The 20,874-nt window shown below is 34.6% G+C and carries 9 protein-coding genes; all 9 read right to left on the minus strand.

The window, feature by feature from the left end; genetic code table 11:
- Positions 1–93: 93 nt before the first annotated feature.
- The gene (locus NH26_RS09735; protein WP_052431908.1) at positions 94–2,598 is read right to left on the minus strand and encodes a glycoside hydrolase family 2 TIM barrel-domain containing protein; all 2,505 of its coding nucleotides are present in this window, start codon (positions 2,596–2,598) and stop codon (positions 94–96) included.
- Positions 2,599–2,632: 34 nt separating this feature from the next.
- Positions 2,633–4,309, minus strand: coding sequence for a sulfatase-like hydrolase/transferase (locus NH26_RS09740; RefSeq protein WP_044221759.1), 1,677 nt, complete (start codon positions 4,307–4,309; stop codon positions 2,633–2,635).
- A 4-nt stretch (positions 4,310–4,313) separates the two neighbouring features.
- On the minus strand, positions 4,314–6,089 hold the full coding sequence (locus tag NH26_RS09745) for an arylsulfatase (protein WP_044221265.1): 1,776 nt from the start codon (positions 6,087–6,089) through the stop codon (positions 4,314–4,316).
- 12 nt (positions 6,090–6,101) lie between these two features.
- The gene (locus NH26_RS09750) at positions 6,102–8,294 is read right to left on the minus strand and encodes a glycoside hydrolase family 3 C-terminal domain-containing protein (RefSeq protein ID WP_044221260.1); all 2,193 of its coding nucleotides are present in this window, start codon (positions 8,292–8,294) and stop codon (positions 6,102–6,104) included.
- A gap of 205 nt (positions 8,295–8,499) precedes the next feature.
- A complete protein-coding gene (locus NH26_RS09755; RefSeq protein WP_044221258.1) occupies positions 8,500–11,406 on the minus strand; it encodes a glycoside hydrolase family 2 protein in 2,907 nt (968 codons plus the stop codon).
- An 18-nt stretch (positions 11,407–11,424) separates the two neighbouring features.
- On the minus strand, positions 11,425–14,322 hold the full coding sequence (locus NH26_RS09760) for a T9SS type A sorting domain-containing protein (RefSeq protein ID WP_052431907.1): 2,898 nt from the start codon (positions 14,320–14,322) through the stop codon (positions 11,425–11,427).
- A 231-nt stretch (positions 14,323–14,553) separates the two neighbouring features.
- Complete coding sequence (locus tag NH26_RS09765; RefSeq protein WP_044221255.1) at positions 14,554–16,071, minus strand: carbohydrate binding domain-containing protein; 1,518 nt, start codon at positions 16,069–16,071, stop codon at positions 14,554–14,556.
- A gap of 29 nt (positions 16,072–16,100) precedes the next feature.
- Positions 16,101–17,747 carry a RagB/SusD family nutrient uptake outer membrane protein gene (locus NH26_RS09770; protein ID WP_044221252.1) on the minus strand — a complete coding sequence of 549 codons (1,647 nt, stop codon included), beginning with the start codon at positions 17,745–17,747 and terminating at the stop codon, positions 16,101–16,103.
- A gap of 16 nt (positions 17,748–17,763) precedes the next feature.
- Positions 17,764–20,865 carry a SusC/RagA family TonB-linked outer membrane protein gene (locus tag NH26_RS09775; protein WP_044221249.1) on the minus strand — a complete coding sequence of 1,034 codons (3,102 nt, stop codon included), beginning with the start codon at positions 20,863–20,865 and terminating at the stop codon, positions 17,764–17,766.
- Positions 20,866–20,874 lie beyond the last annotated feature (9 nt).

Raw genomic sequence — 20,874 nt, forward strand, 5'->3', positions numbered from 1 at the left:
CTTCATTTTTATTAATTTTTTCTTGAAATTTAAGATACCCCCCCATGACAATAATGCCACAGGGAGGGTTTTCAAATTTATATATTTATCTTTTTATAGACTTGGTTGAAATGCTACAATAGCTTCAGCAGAACCTAATCCTTCTGCAGTTGCTTTGATTCGAATAGGATTAGAACCATTTTTAGTGCCTTGAATAATAGCTAATGCAATACCATTAAAGACTTCCATATGATCTCCTTTAAGAGTAGTAAGAGAAGTAGCATCACCGTTTCCTACCCCAGCAAGTACGCCGTCACCTTCAATGTCAAACTGAATATCATTTGACGCAGTGTAACAGAAATTACCGTCTTTGTCTACCACCTTTACAGTAACATAAGAAAGGTCTTTACCGTCTGAAGCAATAATGTTTCTATCTGCTTCCAATACTATATGGTGAGGTTTTCCTGCTGTCGAAATTTCTTTTCTTGCCACTTCCTTATTATTGGTATAGGCTATCACTTCGATTTTACCAGGAGTATATGGTACATCCCAACTTAATCTATATTTAGACATTAATGGTTTATCAGATTTCCAATCTCTATGGGTCATTTTGATGGGTGTTAGGTCTTTACCTTTCACTTTCTTACCATAAGATTTTCCATTCACAATAAGCTCAACTTCTTCCGCATTTGTAAAAGCATGAACTGGGATAATTTCACCTTCTTTTCCTTCCCAATTCCAATGAGGAAGTACATGAACCATTGGTTTATCCGTCCATTGACTTTGGTACAAATAGTATCTGTCTTTTGGAAAACCACATAAATCAGCTGCTCCAAAATAAGATGAATGTGAAGGCCAGTCATCATTCCAATATCCTTTTGTCCAATTGTCTTTTCCTCCAAATGGTGTTGGTTCTCCTAAATAATCAAAGCCAGTCCACATGAATTCTCCAAGAATTTTCGGATTTTTTTCTAACATGTCAAACTCTAAATCAGGAGGATATGCCCAAGGAGGCCCAACAAGGTCATAACTTGTTACTTGTTTAGATCCTTCTGCAACTTTAGGCTCAATTGGCATATCATAGTATCCTCTTGAACTTGTACACGATGAAGTTTCAGAACCATAAACTACCCAATCTGGATATTCTTCTAGTATTTTTTCATAGCGAATCGGGAAGTAATTGAATCCAACTACATCAATTTCATGTGCTAATTTATTTATGATTGCTAACGGGTGATAATTAAACCCAGCAGTAACAGGACGAGTAATATCTTCAGATTTAGTAATTTTCGCTAATCGTCTAGCCTCTTTCCAACCATCTTTTTTTGTTTGCTCTAGGATTTCATTACCAATACTCCACATGATTACAGAAGGGTGATTACGATCTCTTCGAATCAACGCTCTTAAATCCTTTTCACTCCATTTGCCCCAATCTTTGTTATATCCGTTTTCAACTTTACCAATTTTCCAATTGTCAAAAGCTTCATCAATTACTACTAATCCCATTTCATCACATAGTTCTAATAAAACCTTAGATGGAGGATTATGACTTGTTCGAATAGCATTTACTCCCATATCCTTCATGATTTGGAGTTGTCTTTCTTTTGCTCTTCGGTTCACTGCAGTGCCTAAAGGTCCTTGATCATGATGTAAACAAACTCCCTTTAATTGGATTCGTTTTCCGTTTAATAGAAAACCTTCTTTTGCTAAAAACTTAATATCTCTTACACCAAAAGAAGACACATATTTATCTAGCAGCGTATCCCCTTGTTTTACAAAGGTTACTGCAAAGTAAAGGTGTGGTTTTTCCATCGACCATAACTCAGGGTTTTCAATTTTTAAAACTTGAGAAATCGTTTTTTCTTCGTTCTTATTTAAATTATAAGATGAATTAACATTGCCCACCTTTTCTCCCTTAGCATTTTGGATGATGGTTTCTACAGTTACTAATTCTTTTTTATCTAAAGTGTTGACTAAATCTATATCGACTACAACATCTGCTTTTTCAGAAGTAATAACAGGAGTTTTAATAAATGTTCCATCAAGAGCTATATGTATAGGATTTTTAAATTCAATCCATACATCTCTATAAATTCCTGCTCCAGGATACCATCTAGCACTTAAGTCTTCAGGGGCACATTTTACTGCTATGATATTTTCTTCACCATATTTCAAATTTGAAGTCATATCAACTTCAAATCCAATATAGCCATAAGGTCGTTCACCAATCTTCTTACCATTAAGAAAAACTTCAGCATTATTCATCACACCTTCAAAATGAACAAAAGCTTTCTTTCCATCCATTTTTGAGGGCACTTCAAATGCTTTTCTATACCATGCTTCTCCATGTACAGGGAGTCCTCCACACCTAGAATTATAAGCAATATCAAAAGGCCCTTCTATGGCCCAATCATGTGGTAAGTTTAATGTTCTCCATGAGGTGTCATCAAAATTATTGTTCATAGCCACAGTAGATTCCCCTTTAGAAAATTTCCACTGTTCATTAAAACTAATTTCTTCTAAACTTTCATATTCCTCTTGTTGAGGGAGTTGTTGAGAACAGGAAATAAGTCCACATACAAGACCTATTCCTAACTTTCTTAATTTATGTTTTATCATTGTCTATTATTTTTTATCAGTACTACCATTGCCTTTAATCGTGGATAAGTACTGGGTGATTTTTTTGGTATTCAAAAGATGATTCTTTCGTAAACCTTTCAACTAGAGGCTGTCCTGTTCCTCTGGCTTTAGTTATCTCTTTCTGCCAAACTGATCTTAATTCTTCGAGCTTATTTTTATATTGATCATCTTCAGCTAGGTTTTTCATTTCAGAAGGATCAACCAAAAGATGGTATAATTCCTCATAAACAGGTTGATCGCCTTTTAATGAACCCTCCGCAAAACTTCTGTAAATAGGAATCTCTTTATCATTCATACCGTATAGCACACTGTTCACATTAATCCCCATAGCTTTGGCATATTCAATTCTTTTTTTAGCAGAGAAATTTTCATTTTTATAATAACGAATATACTTCCACTCTTTATTTTGTACAGCTTCACACCTTGGGTTACCAAACTGTGTAGACCATAAGTTTTCAGTATATAAGAAATCTCTTACACTTTTATCATTGCTTGTTAGTAAACTACTAATGTCTTTTCCCTGATAGGTAGAAGGAATTTCAACATTAGCGTTTGCAAGAATAGTAGGTGCTATATCGATACTTTGTACCAAAGCATCATTCATGTGTTGTACTTTATTCTTTTTTATTCTTGGATCATAAACGATTGTAGATACCTTGGTGCAGTATTCATACAAAAGTGCTTTTCCGCCAAGACCATATTGTCCCATGAGTAAACCATGATCAGAAGAAAATATGATGATCGTATTTTTATCAAGATGAAGCTCTGATAACTTTTTTCGTAAATGTCCCACCATTCTATCAATACCAACCATGGATTGATACTGTCTGATTAAACGTTCTCGTGTTCCTTCAGGAGTATCGACATAATCATAAATATATTGTCGGTCTTCAGCATGCAATAGTTCATTAGATAGTTTAGGTGTTTTTATATCCTTTTTAGCTATATAATGATCCGGCAAAGGAATTTCTTGATTCCTGAATAAACTTTTATAAATATCATCATCACCCTCTTTTTGTTTCATGCTCGATGTACCAGCACCATGAGGAAGATTAAAGCAAATATTTAAAAGAAACGGTTTATCATCAGGTCTACCTTCCATAACTTTAATCGCTTCTTTTAGACGAAACTCATTGTTGTCTAATGCATCAAAGGTAGCTTCTTCGATAATTTCAATTTGTGTATCATTTTTTGCACCTTTAAAAATTTCATGTTTATCTTTTGGATAAAAACCAAGGTGACGGTGTCCTGCATAAAAATAATCAAAGGCATTTTCCATTACCTCAGATTTATATCCATTTTTTCCTAAAGGTGTATGATTTTTCCCGATATAAGCAGTAAAGTATCCTGCTTTTTTCATCAATACAGGGTAGGAGTTTTCCCAAGCTTTTTCTGATAATGCAGTGCCAGAATTAAAATTTACACCATGTTTTCTTTCAAACTGAGACATGAGCATAGATACTCTACTAGGCATACAAATCGGACTTGTAATATGTGCATTTGTAAACAAAGTACCTTGGTCTGCTAGTTTATCTATATTTGGTGTAGTTACTACTTGATTTCCTGTACAACTGAGATAATCATAAGGTTGATCATCCGTTAGAATAAAAATAATGTTAGGTCTTTTATCCTGAGCATTTAATCCCAAGACAAAGAATAATAAACCAATTAATATGATGTTTTTCTTCATTTCATTAAATCTTTTCAATATAAACATAGTATGCACCCACTTCATTTTGATCTTTATCTATTAAAGTAGTACTTAAAGTAGTTTCTCCTTTTGTTACATCAACTTCAAAAGAAATATCCTTTGCAGATGGATTGGAGATGTTTTCGTTCCATTCCTTGCCACCAATATTAAGTTTTGCTTGAACAATATTAAATTGTTTTCCTTTGCTTAAAACATAACTTTTGAATTCACTGCGGTATACTTCTGCTGATGCATTGATTGGTAAATCTGATTCAATAGGATACCTTCTTAGAGAGATTTTATATTTCCCATTTTCCATGAAATTCACTCTCCATTCACCATTACCCTGCACGCCTTTTCTTATCAGTTTTTGATTCCAAGGGATCATTCTTTCTTCTTTCACATGCCAATCATGTGCGGTAAGTGTAGAAGGGTTTTCAAACTCTGTCCCTAATTTTATATAAGGATACTGCTTAAACGTTTTGTATTGTTTTTTCCAATTAGACTCATAACCTTTTCTAAGTTCTTTTGCTATCTCGGGGTATTTATCAATGACATTATTCGATTGAAAAGGATCTGACTTAACGTTGTATAATTCCACATTATTGATGAGTCTCCAGTGCCCTTTCATAGTATAAGAGTTTCTCCATTTTTTAGGGAGTTCCAATCGCTGAGAGTCACCAATTAATATTCTATCAACATCTTTTGTTTCACCATTCAAAACAGAAGAAAGGTCCATTCCGTCAAACTTTACTTTCTTTGGTAATTTTAAATCGCAGAATTTGACAAGTGTAGGTAACAAATCAACGTGAGCAGTTAATGTCTCTATCTCTTTATGTTGAGATAGTTTTCCATCTTTCCAATAGAAATAACAAGGCACTCTATGCCCACCTTCATAGGCACTTCCTTTAGTTCCTTTCATACCTGCATTATAGCCACTTACTAATTTTCCATCATTAAATTTTGCACCAAATGCAGTACCATTATCCGTCATAAAGATTAATAATGTGTTATCAGAAATCTCCCATTCAATAAGCTTCTCCCTCAATACACCAAGGTTCTCATCAATATTTGAGATCATGCCATAAAACTCAGCTCTACCATGAGGTACTCCTTTTTTCAAATAGGGATCGCTGTATTTTTCTGGAACATTTAATGGACCATGTGGTGCATTCGTAGAGATGTAACAGAAGAAAGGTTGTTGTTTATTTTTTTCAATAAAACTAAGGGCATTTTGAAACCATACATCAGTACAATATCCCTCTACTTTTTCTTCTTCACCATTTCTTAGATATACATCATCCTGATAGTCATTATTCCAATAATCTGGCGTTTGACCAACACCACCGCCACCATGAGTCAGTACTTCATCAAACCCTCTGTATTGTGGTGAAAATGGATAATTATCGCCTAAGTGCCATTTACCGTACATGGCTGTTTTGTAATTGTTATGAGCAAACACGTCGGCCATAGTGACTTCATTTTCATAAAGAATAGACCTGCCCATTACGGTATGCCAAACACCAACACTGTTAGCATATTTACCCGTCATGATAGATGACCTAGTGGGTGCACAAGTTGGACTAACATGAAAATTAGTTAAGTACGCACTTTCATTATACAAGTGATCTATGTTAGGTGTCTCAATTTCTGTATTTCCATGAGCAGCAATATCCCCATAACCCTGATCATCTGTAACAATTAAGATGACATTGGGTTGTGCAAAAAGTGGAAGAGTACTCCCCAAAATTAGAAGAAGGAAGATTGATAAGTATCTCATATTGGTTATTATTTATAAGATTTTGATAGATGTAGAAGATAAGTTTGCACCTAATTGATTACTTCTATTCATTGGAGAAGCATTTCCAATTGTAATTTTTAAATTTCCTTTTGGATCAATAGCCTTTCCTTCATCATTAAAAATTTGACGGTCCTCCTGAGAGATAGTAAAGGTCACTTCCTTAGTTTCGCCTGGAGCAAGTTTTACTCTTTCAAAGCCCTTTAATGAATGATTTGGAGCAGTGAATTTCACTTGATATTCTGACAAGTATAATTGCACCACATCTTCAGCGGTATGCTCACCCGTATTTGTGATTTTAACCGAAACTTCGAAATCATCTTTTGATTTAATTTTTTCCTTTGAAACAACCACCTCACCATATTTGAATGAAGTATATGATAAACCGAATCCGAAAGGATACATAGGATCTACATCCATATATCTATATGTTCTTCCTTCCATAGAATAATCATCATAGTCAGGTAATTGATCTACAGATTTAGGGAAAGTTATTGGTAATTTTCCAGAAGGAGAAACATTGCCAAAAACAAGGTCGCCAATAGCTTCACCACCTTCTTGCCCTGGGTACCATGCAAATAGAATTGCATCAGCTATTTCTTCAATTTCTGTTAGGTTGATAGGGCTACCGCCAGTGATAATCACGATAAGCGGATTGGTTGATTTAGAACGAATTTTCTTAAGGTAAGCAATTTGATTTTCAGGAAGCCTCATATTGTTTCTATCACCTTTTGATGAGGAAGCAATTGCTTCACCTTCTTCTCCTTCAATCAGGCCTGAGATTCCAACAACGGCAATGCACGCATCAGCAGCAGCGGCTTCTCCTGTAGACCAATCTATTGGATTATTATTCGGTCTATCAAGTAATATTCCTTGTTTATAATTGATACTCGTACCTAAACTTACTTTACTCACAATTCCCTCTAGAATGTTAGTCATGTGACCACTCACACCAAAGTAATTACCTAGTAATACCTCACTGTTATTGGCATTAGGACCGACAACATATAATCTTTTAATATCCTTTTTTAAAGGAAGAGCTTTATTGTCATTTTTGAGTAAAACCACAGATTTTAAAGCTGCTTCGTAGGCTAACCTTCTATGAGTATCACACTCTACAGTATCTGGTTTTACGTTATTAAAAGGATTAATTTCAGCAGGATCAAATAAGCCTAACTTGAAACGAGTTTCGAGTAAGTTTCTCATTCTATCATCTACCTCATTTTCTGTAATTAAACCTTGTTGCACTGCGGCAACAATATTTCCTTTATAGACTTTACCACAATTTAAGTCAGTTCCCGCTTTTATTGCAGCAGCAGTAGCTTCTACTCCAGAAGGGTACACTTTATGATGAGCATAGAAATCTTCAATAGCTCCACAGTCAGAAACGACATGACCATCAAATCCCCATTCTTTTCTTAAAATATCTTTGAGTAATATATCACTCCCACAGGCTGGATCTCCGAATACTCTATTATAAGCCCCCATAACAGCTTCAACATTCCCTTCTTTTACCAACGTTTTGAAGGCAGGAAGATAAGTTTCTCTGAAATCACGTAGATTAGGGTTTGCATCAAACACATGTCTATCTTCTTCTGGTCCAGAGTGTACAGCAAAGTGCTTAGCACAAGCAGCAGCTTGTAAGTATTTGTCATCATCACCTTGTAAACCACGAACAAAATGTAATCCCATTTGACCTGATAGGTAAGGATCTTCACCATATGTTTCCTGTCCTCTTCCCCAACGAGGGTCTCTAAAAATATTTACATTGGGTGACCAGAATGTTAAACCTGCGTATCTACTTCTATTGTCCATCTCTATAGCCTCCAAAAACTTAGCTCTAGCTTCAGCTCCAATAGCTGTAGAGATATCTTGGATTAACTCTTTATCAAAACTTGCAGCCATACCAATGGCTTGAGGAAAGACCGTTGCACGACCATTTCTCGCTACACCATGAAGACTTTCATTCCACCAACAATATTGAGGAACTTCAAGTCTTGGTATTGCAACACTAATGTCTACTAATTGTGAAGCCTTTTCTTCTAAAGTCATGGCTTTTAATAATGCATCAATACGATCATCAGTGTCTCTGTATGGATCAAGCCAAATAAAATCTTCTTGAGCATGCACTTTTTGAGACAAAGTGAACAAACACAAGCAACTTAAAGCAAGTAATAGAGTTTTCATTTCGATACCTAAAAAATTTGTTGTTGTTTAACTACTACATCAAAAGTATAATATAAATAATAATCTAATGGGTGTAATTTTCACACAAATAAAGGGGGTAGATTTTATAGCCTATTTTAGGGTTTGATAAACAGTAGTTTAAATAAAAAATCCCTTATAAACTAAAAGTCTATAAGGGAAAAATGAAATATAAAATGATTTATTATTACAATGTCTGTTTTGAAATGTTGTCTTTATTTTGTTTTGTAATTTCAAATCCATTTAAAACCACAGGTACATCTTGTGCATGGTTTTTAATAATGACCTTGACTTCCGATTTACCATCAGAAGTGATTAAGTAATCTGCCATTGCCGGGTATAAATTTCCCAACTTTGTACCACTTGTTGGCTCTATAGCAGGTACAGCAATTCTATTTCCTAATGCATCTTGAACACCTATTTGATAAGTATTTAATTTCTTCTCAAGAATGGCATCGCCTTTTACCTTTGCTAAAACCTTAATAGAATGGTGGTATGTTTTTAATGTATAGGTTCCTTTTGGAAGGTCTTTAAAAGTGATATGAATTTCATCATCACCTTCTACCTTTAGAGCATCCATAGCCAAATAAGGTTTGTTACCTAGTAAACCAAATGCAGTGGTCCAAGTTTTATCACCTTTTTTAGAATTGACAGCAACAGTGGCATTGTCATAATCTTTTAAAATGAAAGATGAATTACTTGTACCGTCCCAACGGTACCAATCAAATTGAAGTAATTGATCATCTCCTCCCATATCCACTTTCACGATTGGGTAATCATAAACTTCAGTGATATTTTGTTGACGTAGATCTCTATTGTAAGGAACAGTGCTACCTTCAATTGTGGCCGTTTTAAGACCTTTTGCTTTGGCTGTGATTTTAAAATTACCAGCATTCAATGTTGAAGTCAGAACAGCCGATGCAGTACCCCAGTATGCTTTATTCGGATTGGCTCCAATATCATCTCCCGCAACAATAATTCCTTCTCCTTCAATTTTAAATGATACTAATGATTGATCATTAATTACATGATTTCCATTTTTATCCAACACATATGCACGTACCATTCTCATATCAGAACCGCTAGCTTCTATAGCTTTATTTTGTTCTTCAACAACTAATTTCAATTGGTATGCTTTACCATATTTCTTCAAAGTATATTGTGCAACTTCAGCTCCTCTAATGAATCCTTTGGCAGTTAAATCACCTTTTTCAGTAGGCAACGTAAATGTATAAGAGGGAGAATTACAATAGCTTCTGTTTGGATCTGAATCTGGCTTTTGTGTTGCCACTAACTTTCCATTATTGTATAACTCTACCTGATCACAATTACTAAATACAATGATTTTATCAGTAGAAGCTCTTTCATCAGCAATGTAAACCATTGGGCTTTCTGAAAACTCTGATTTATACCAATAGTTCACAGGGTTCGGTACTCTGTAAATTGAAAATGGTCTTCTTACTTGCATACCCCAATCTCTTTGGAAAGAGAAGTAATCATGAGCTGTCCATAAAGCAACACCAAAACGATTTGCAGAAGCTCGCGATTTAGACACTTCAAACTGATTTGTCAAGGCATCTTTAGACGACCCGTGTTCACATAAAAACGAGAAGTCATTTTCTGTAACAGGTGTATTTTGATAATCCATTGGAGTATAAATATCACAGATACCAGAGTGTACAGGACCTGTCCAAGGTGCTCCATTAGAACCTGTCATCCTAGTAGGATCTTCTTCCTTACAAGCATAATGTAATCTTTCTACTGGACCTCTATGATTTAACCCACCACTCCACATTAATATTGATGGATGATTTCTATGGTTTCTGATCATAATTCTAGTAGCTTCCTCAAGATTATCAAACCATTCACCTTCTACAAAATGAATCCATGAGGGTGCTTCTTCAATTAAAAGAATACCAAGTTCATCACACGCTTCAATAAAAGCATTATCATGTGGATAGTGTGCAAGTCTAACTACGTTGTAACCTGTTTCTTTAAATTGTTCAGCATCTTTTCTATGTAAACTATTGGCCACCGCATCACCAACAAATGGATATTGCTGATGTTTATTTACACCAATTAGTTCAATATTTTTTCCATTTAAAAGAAATCCTTCACCATCAATAAAATCAAACTTTCTAACACCTAATGGATTTTCTACCATATCCATTACTTCTCCATTCTGATAAACGATGGTCTGCACTTTATATAGGTAAGGATCATCAATTGACCAAAGGTGAAGATTTTCTGTTATACCTGTTGTTTGATTAAAAGTATAGTCAGAGTTTTGAGGTATATTTTTCTCCGCTTCAACCTTTGCAATTACATACCCATCTTTATCAATGATTCTTTGTACAACCTTTGATTGTACAGGCATTTTTTGGTTGTTGCGTACAGTAGAGCGAATACTAACAGTAGCATTGTTTTTTGAAATAGTAGGTGTTGTAATATACACACCTGCATATTTATCTTCCCAATCGAATGTGATATGTAGCGGATTTTTTACTACTAAATAGACATCACGATATAAGCCACTATATAAAATATAATCTCTTCTATCTCCATCAGGTGGAATATTGGGGTTTAATCTGTTATCAACACTAAGTACCACAGTATTTTCTTGTCCGTCTTTATGAACATAATCTGTAACGTCAAAATGGAAAGGAGTAAAACCACTCACCATATCTTCACCTACATACTTACCATTTACCCAAAGTCTTGTATGCTGATGTGCACCTTCAAATTCTAGAAAAACCTTCTGATTAGCACTGGCCTCCACTTTAAGTTGTTTTCTATACCAGCCAATGTATCTATGAAAAGTTAACTGCGATGAAGTGTCTGATGAATTATCTAAATCATTAGAAGATAATTGCATACTGTGAGGGACATTGACAACATCCCATTTACTATCGTCAAAATCAGTAGATGTAACAGATTTCTCAGGTAATTCACCTCTGTAGAATGTCCATTGATTGTTGATATCTAGTTTAACTCTAGATTTTTGTAATTGTGTGGTAGTTTGGGCTACCACACTATTTGTTAAAAAGATGCTAACAGTTATAAGTAAACTTTTTATTATCTTATTGATATTCATGTTTGCTAGAAAAATGAGTTATTGAATCATTATTTTCTTAGTATAGCTGCCATTTTCATTATAGATTCTTACTAGGTAAATACCTCTAGAATACTGATTATTTAATGATAGGCTTACTTGTAATGACGGTTGTTGAAATTCGAATGAATCAAATACTTGTCCTTGTGTATTAAGAATATCTATTCTATAAATTTTATTTTCACCTCTAATACCTAATTTTTGATTATTCAGTACTGGATTAGGGAAAACAGTGATTAAGTCTTCATCAAGCAAGTCATCGCTTACCGAAAGAACGGGATCAAATTCGAACTCATTGAAAACAGTTTCGGCAAAACTATTTAAGCTATTGCTATTCACTTTTACCACCTTTGCTACAAGCTCTACATTTTCATAATTTAATGGCTCAGCGTAAACATCCAAAGGCACATTAATACTAGAAGAACCTGCTGCTACATTTACTCTGGTTTGTCCTAATAAGAATGAATCACCCCAAAGTTCCAACACAATATCTCTATCATTAGCTGCTGTATATTCTATTTCGAAATTGTTTGTTTCACCTGTTTTTATTTCTGAGTTGTTGGATGTAAACTTGATATCATCCGTTAAAAGCTCAGCATTAGAAAAGTCTAAAAAGTCGATCTTAACATCGCCATTACCTAATACATGAATAGGGTAAATGCCTTTGGCTAATTCTACTTTTACTTCTTTCAATGCATTGTCAGAATTATTTACTTCTATAGTTTCGCAAATTTTTTCATTATCAACAATAAGATCAATTTGTGATTCTGTAGAGATAGTAGACGTATTTACCGTTACAGTATATATCGCAGATTCAGGAACTTCAACACTGTAAGAAGTCCACTCATTTTGCTTTAAGTTGATTTCAAAGGCATCACCATTTTTATCAATATTGACACCTTCATTAATTCTATACGCACCAATAGAGTTAATATTATCTGTCGAATAATATGCTACACCTTGTCCACCCAAGTCAAAATCTTCTGCTTCAATTTTTTGAGGCAATTCAAATACTTGCCCTTTGAAAGGTAGGCGAGATGATAAATCATAAATGTTATTTACCGATAATATAATTGAGCTTAATGTTCCTCCTTCATCAGGAAATGAAATATCAACCTTGTTATTTACAGTAAGTAATTGATGAGGGATTGGCACTTCAATAACACCAAAGAAATCATCTCTATTGGCTTGGTCATAGCCTTTCCAATTAGAAAGAATATTAACTTTAGTTCCGTTGACTTTGATTGTAGGACGCTTTGTTAAATTATGCGTTCTACCAACAGCCATTCTTAAGCGTGCTTCTCCATGAGCAGTATTTAACTCTACATCGTTAAATTCAAAAGATAATGTCTCATTACTTTCGATGGGCTGCATATAAGTTTTTGAATAATACTCTTTACGGATTGCTTTTTTATGGAAAGTGACATTGTTTTTCAAGTCATACGTTAAGATTACCGTTTCATGTGGTTGAAGGGTAATAGATTCAGGTTGATTATCTAAATCTACATCTTCATAAATCGCTTTTTCGTTTTGGTAAATCTTTAAGCTTCTTTTATTGATTTTTTCAACATCTCCGACAGAAGAAATAAACTGCATAGATACATCCTGATCATCTGTAGCAATATTATTTAAACATACATACGCTTTATCTTCATCTACAAATGCCTGAATAAAAATATCCGGGTTAGAAGAAGAACATCTTACTCTTTTACCACTTACGTTTTTCCATAGATCATAAAACATTACTTTTTCAGTAAAGTCATATTCATGAATGACTCCATTAACTACAGAGCTTTTTACAGGTTTCCATAAATTGGCACCATAAGGTTCGTAATCGTTCGCTTCATAATACCAAGAAGATTTACCTGTAATAAATGGAATAGAAATCATTAATCGATCTTCTCTATCCATTAAACCAAAAATCATATGGTTAATAGAACGAACTGTCTGAATACTCTCAACATCTGTGTATGTATCACCATAGCCTTGCGAAATACCGCCATATTCTGTAATTGCGTGAGGCTTAATTGTTCCCCATTTGATATAACTATATGTCTCGATAAGATCCAGAATTGCATCTGCATTACTGCCAGATCTCTCAGTGTCTTGCCCCGTTACATTAATACCATCATACAAGTGAGTTGAAAAACCATCCATGTAGTCACCAGCAACATCCATGAACATTTTCATACGAGATTCCCAGTGTCCAAAATCCCATAATTCCATAGAAGGCCATGCAGAAGAATATCCAATTACATAAGTATCGATACCTTCTTCATCAAAGGCTTTTCCAATTTCTTTAAAGTATTCAGCAGTTTTACGTCTTACTTCACTCTCTTGGTAATTGTCCCCCATAAACTCTCTTGCATGTACAAAAGGTTCGTTTACTGGTTCATAAAACATTGGTCGTAATTCATCCTCGTAGTTGTATTTGAAATACTTGGCAGCAAACGCTCCTGCTTCCTTAGTGTCTAGATCCATATGGATCATAGATTTAGGGTGATCTGTCACTACAAGTTGTCTTGTAATATGCTTGTAAAAAGCTTGCTTCTTGGTATTATTAATATTTTTGATTCCATCAGATATTATTTTATCATCTGTAGGAAATACTTGATTCGATGATATGTAATCATTGTATCTACCGAAGGCACCCCAAAATGAACGTCCAAATTTAACATCCCAATCTTTTAGGTGAGCCATATCTTGATCAGAATAGTCTTTGCCAGCTGATGCGTGAATAGTAAAAAATTTTGATCGGTCTAACTCAGATACTTGATCGAGATACCTTTGTGTTTGAAAGTCGATAGTCACTGCAGTTTGTGCTGTTGTTTCTTGACTGAATGCAAGTATAGAAACACAAGCCAAAACCTTACTTATAGAGTGATAGATTTTTTTCATACTGACTGCTTATTAGTAATAATTCGTTTAGTTCAAATATAGTTTATTGATCTAGTTGTAGTGGGTATATTATTATAGAAATTAGGGGGGTAATTAATTAAAAAACGTCCCTAATGATTAATTAAAGCCACATTTTTACACTTCGCGATAAATTATAAAACAGGACATTCAATAAAGAATGCCCTGTGTAATCTTCATACTAGAAGAGACTGATTCAAACTATTTTTTTAATTATTCGGTCGGTCCAACCTCATATTCATAGAATCTCAAATTGTCAAATTCAATTTTAGTTTGACCACCAGCTCCACTAAATAATTGGAAGTGTATTTTTGTTTCTGCCCAATCTGCAGGAGGGTTCTTATCCGTTAGCATTGTTACTTTTTGCCAAGTACCAATATTCTCAACTTTTAAAGCCGTTGTACAGCAGCTTCCTAGCCATTGTTTGTAACTATCATTCCAACCATCTCCAGGCATAAATCTTACTGTCATCTCAATTTTCGATGGATTTTCATCTACCTTAACCCAGAATTCGAAAGCATATGTTTTATCTTTTTCAACACTGAAGAAATCAGTAATCATTGCAAATGACATTCTAGTGCTTTCGCCCATTGTAATTCCTAATGAATGATTACCACTTACAGCTGATCCAGTTAACATTTCATAGCTACCAGTACCACCCGCACCAGCATTTTCTACAAACGGATCTCCGAAAGGTGCTAATACTCCTGATTCGAAATCATTATTAGAGTTAAAGATTTCAACAGCATAGATATTTATTGGAAGATCAGTAACCGTTTCCACGTCTACAAAGTCAGATGATCTGATGTTACCATTATCCGCATTATAAGAAACAGTTGCTGTTTGAGAGTTCAAAATATTTTCTTCAACCGTAATTTCTAAAATACTTTGGTCAGCACTATTTAATGCTAAGTTTGTAATTACTGCAGGAGTTGTACCGTTCACCATAACAGTAAAGTTTTCTATTTCATCAAGACCTATATTATCTAGATCTCTACTGAACTGAACTTCAATAACCCCGCTTTCATTTTCATCCACAGATGTAACGACAATTGGCAAAGTAGAAGGAATTACTTCAATGAAGTCTTCCAATAATAATGTATCAGGACGACCGTATGGCTTCACTCTAGAAGAGATCAACTGTACATCATAGAGACCTAATTTCTTATAAAGTATTTCTACCGTTTTAGTAGAATAACTTTGATCTTCAAAACCTTCTAGAATCCACTCATAAGTATCAGGGTTTCCAGAACTTGTATCTGTCATTGTTACGATAGATCCAGCCTCTATGACCAATTTGTTCTCTTCTTCAGTATAATTTCCAGCAATACTTACCACATCTAAATCTGTAGTGATTGAATCAAGTACAGTCACCATGATTGTAGAATCGTAGTTTGCTGTCGTATCAGTAAATTCTAAATGTAAATTGACAGGTACACTACCTACTTCCATAAAACGGATATGAGCAATTTCTTCTGTTAATTCTGAAGTGTCATTATTAATGAAATATGAAGGATTAGGAATCGTCCATAATCTAGAAGTAGTTCCTCTTGAACCATCTGCAAAAGACATTAAGCCCTCTACTTGAACTACTGCTTCCCCAGTTGCGGGAGAAAAGATAGCAATATCAGTAAAGTCACCATATGGTATCACATCTTCTTTTTGTTGACAGGCCGTAACAAACGTAATCCCTGCCAGGATGCATAAAAATATATATTTATAAAATTTCATTTCTCAAAAAGTTTAGATCTTTCCAAAAATTAGTTGTTTGCATTTTCACCAATATTAGGATTGGTTAATGCTTCATCAACAGGAATAGGGAAGTAATTATGTACATCAGGAGTATAAGCATCAGCTCCCTCTACATATTCTCTTAAAGTAGGTTCTCCGATATCATCAATTGTAGCATAACGAAGTACTTTTTCTTGAATTATGAACTCAAGATCTGATAAACGATCATACTGTTCTTTAATTTTATCCCATCTTCTAAGGTCAACCCATCTTGTATCGTGACCTTCAAACATCAACTCTAATGGTCTTTCTGTCCACATAATATGATCCATTAATGAACGAGCACTATAATCGATAGGATCTAATTGTACAACTCCTGAACGAGCTCTTACTAAGTTAATCAATCTAGTTGCTTCGTTTACGCCACCATCACCGTTTAATTCAAGTAAACACTCAGCATACAATAAATAAACGTCGGCTAACCTAATCACTCTTTCATTAATACCTGAGTTAGCAATATCACCTAAACCGTCGTTATCACTCCAGTGGTTTTGATACTTTCTCACATAAGAAGCTTCATTATTATTGAAACCTGCCAATGCTACTTCTTTTTGATAAAAAGTAGTACCGTCATCTGCCATTGCAATAGAGGCCTCTGCTCTTAAAGAAAAATTACGATCAACATTTCTAATATCGTTAGGGTCAAGTTCTTCTTCTCTAAATTGCATTGTCACCCAGTAAGATGGCATTACAACTCTCCAACCACCAGCTGGTCCCGGAGCTAAAGTTCTAGCTCTAGTAGTACCTTCTGAACCTGTTGGACCATCAGAAACATATCCTGTCGAACCTGCTTTTTGAACTGCTGAGAAAACAACTTCAAAAATTGATTCTGAATTGAATTCATGCTCTAAGTCAAAGTTCCAAGAAATCTCAGGAGTTAATTGGTATAAATCTTCTCTATCAACGATTTTTTTGAATTCATCATGAGCCATTAAATATTCATGCTCATTAATGTATACCTGACCTAAGATAGCTGTTGCTGCACCCCAAGTTGCTCTTCCAAGCATTTCATCTTCCCAAGTTTCAGGAAGGTTTTCTTGAGCAAATTTCAAGTCTTCTAAAATAACAGCTAAAACTTCTTCTCTATCTGATAAAGGTTTAGCAAAGTCTTCTTTAGTGCTAGGTACATTAAGGTGGATGATGATATTACCGTGATTATACGTACTGAATAACCAGTAGTAATAGACTCCTCTTAGGAATCTAGCTTCAGCAATAAATAATTGCTTTTGATCTTCATCCATCGCAATTTCTGGCACTCTACTGATCACTTGATTTGCTCTAAGTATACCAGTATACAAATCAGACCACTTTGACTTTACTACACTTGTATTATCATTAAAAGATAATTTTTGTAAAGCTTGTGCACCTGCATTCCAGTTGTTAGGTCTACCTGTGTCAGAACGAACTGGCAAGTTTGTTGAAGAAGTACCGCCCATAGAGCCCGCATGTTGTAAACCACTATAAGTGGCAATTAACCCTTTGAATGCATCTTCTTCATTTTGCCAGAATGACTCTTCTGTAATTGTATTTGGGTTCTCTACATCGAAATAATTACTACAACTGAAAAAAGCCGTTGTAAAGAATAACCCAAGAATAACTTTTGATATATATTTCATAATGTCAATTACTATTTTAGAATTCTAAAGAAAGACCACCTCTATAGATTGCTGAGATAGGGTAATTACCTCTGTCAACACCTCTTAAGAAGATATTTTGTGAACCAACTTCAGGATCAAATCCATTATAATTAGTAAATGTGAATGGATTTTGAGCACTACCATAAATACGTAGATTTCTTACTTTCACTTTGTCCATCCAACGTTTAGGGAAGGTATATCCAAGTGAGATATTTTGAATTCTTAAGTATGAACCGTCTTCTAAGAAATAATCTGAGAATGTTCTTGTGTTATAGTGTTCAATTTCATCTCTTGGAGTAGGTATTTCAGAGGTAGGATTAGCAGGTTGCCATGCATTTGTAAGCTCTTTACTTCTTTTTACTAGATAAGCATATGCTCTAGATCCATTGTATACTTTTGAGCCATAAGCACCAAATAGTTGAACACCAAGATCAACACCTTTATAACTTATATTTACGCTTAATCCAGCCTCCCATTGAGGTGTACCACTACCCATATATTGTCTGTCATCTTGATCAATTGCACCATTCTCATTAACATCAATATATTTTAAGTCACCTAATCTTGCAGACGGTACTAATTCTTGATATGCAATTAGATCTTCATTAGTTTTGATTGTTCCATCAGTAGGAATTAAGAAGAAAGAACCTGCAGTATAATTTGGTCTTAAGAATGTAGTCGCTTCACTACCTCTTACCATGATAGGTTCACCACCTGAGATAGACTCAACAGTTGGAGCTAATGAGATTACTTTGTTATTGTTCTTAGTGAACGTACCGTTCACTTGGAAATGAACTTTACCAATGTGATTATTATAACCTAAAGCTAACTCGACACCTTCATTTGATAGGTTACCAACATTTTGCCATACTTGGTCATAGTTATTATAAGAAGTTGCTCCAGTTGAAGGAGGAATTTTTACAGCTAATAACATATCTCTTTTTTCAGCTTTGTAAAAATCTGCTGAGAAAGTTAATCTACCATCAAAAAACTCAGTATCTATACCAATATTTTGAGAAATGTTGGTTTCCCATGTAATATTCTTATCCACAAATGTAGGTGCTGTAGAACCATAGTATAAAATGTCGCTCCCTTCTCTACCTAGAGTATAATCTACCTGAGGAGTTACAATAGACTGGTAAGGAAGATCTGCCATTAGGTTTTGTAAACCTTGTCCTGCTTTGTCACTACCCGTTTCACCATAACCATATCTAACTTTGAAGTTAGAAACTGTTCTTTTAATTGGCTCCCAGAATTTCTCTTCAGAAATATTCCATCCTGCAGAAATTGAAGGGAAAAGTCCCCAATTGTTACTAGAATGGAATCTAGAAGAACCATCTCTACGAATAGATGCACTTAATAGATATCTATTATCATAGTTGTATTGTAGTCTACCTAGCATACCAATATTTTTAGATATCGAATAACGTTCATCTGAAGCTCTAATTTCATTGGCAGCACCCATAGATTGAGCTGCATTACTAGGAAAATCAGCACCATAAATAAATATTTTACTGGCTTGAGATGTTTCAAAAGTAACACCACCAACTAAACCAATTTTATGCTTACCGAATTTCTTATTGTAAGTGGCCGTATATTCTTGAATAGTTCTAGTATACTCATAGTCTGTATACTTTAATTCTGATATCGGGTTAGAAGCATTTAATATATACTCACCATCCTGATCATACACAGAATATGTTGGTTTGAACCACTTATTTTCATTTCTAGAGACCGATCCACCAATATTCGCATTCAATTTAAACCCATCAAAAAACTCATATGATAGGATTGCGTTACCGTTGTATCCATTTACATTGGTTTGATTTACTTCATTTAATTTACCAATAAAACGTCCCATATTTTCTGGGTTTGCACCAGGTACAACATAATCCGATCCTCCAACTGAAATACCTTGACGGTATGGAGCTTGTTTGATTGCATCATATTGTAAAGCCCAAGGTTCATTATCCTTTAGACTGTTATTTAAGCCCATGTTTACTTGGAGCTTAAACTTGTTTTTCTTGAAAGTTGTATTTGCTCTTAATGTTTGTCTTCCATATGAAGATCCAATCAATACACCTTTTTGGTCAAACATAGTACCCGTAATATTGTAAGTTAAATATTCAGAACCACCAGATAATCTTATGCTATAATTTTGAATAGGAGCATTATCTTGTTGTAATTCTTTCATCCAATCAGTGTTGTAATATAAACCATTAGGTGCTTGCTCTAAAGGATTAAAAATACCTGACTCTTTACCTAAATTCGATATTTTATTGATATATAACGATTCAACGGTACTTGCTAGTGGAATACTAGAAGTAATATTTTGTACACCATAATAAGCATCAAAATTTACTTTTAATGATCCTTTTTCACCTCTTTTAGTAGTGATTAAGATTACACCTGCAGATGCTCTAGAACCATAGATTGCGGCAGACGCTCCATCTTTAAGAACTTCAATTGATTGAATTTCTTGTGGAGAAATATTGGGATTTGATGTGTAAGTGACACCATCCACAACATATAAAGGCTCAGAACCTCCATCTTGGAAAGACGTTACCCCTCTAATTGTAATAGTTGATGTTGCACCAGGAGATCCAGAAGCAGCTCGTACACTAACACCGGCCATTTGTCCTTGTAAGGCTGTACCGATATCTGATGTAGCTAATTTGTCTAAATCTTCTGATTTGACTTTTGCAATAGCACCAGTTACTTCTCGTTTTTCTTGCTCACCATAACCGACAACAACCACTTCATCAAGTGCCTCGGTGTCGTATGGAAGAACAATGTCAAAATTTGTGCGTTCTCCAACGGCTAACTCCACAGTTTGATAACCTATAGAAGTAACAACTAGGATCGATTCCTTGTCTGGAACCTTCATTTCAAAGGTACCATCTAAATTGGTTACTGTACCAATTGTAGTGCCTTTTACTATTACATATGCACCTATAAGAGGTGTCTGTTCTTCATCTACAATATTTCCTCGAACAATTAAGTCTTGTGCAAATAGTTTTGAAGAAGAAACTAATACTAGAAGGAAGAAAACCCTTAAGTATTTAGATAGCTTTGATTTGGTAAAATAGAAACTCATACTTTACAT

The sequence above is a fragment of the Flammeovirga pacifica genome, assembly GCF_000807855.2.
Classification (GTDB): Bacteria; Bacteroidota; Bacteroidia; order Cytophagales; family Flammeovirgaceae; genus Flammeovirga; species Flammeovirga pacifica.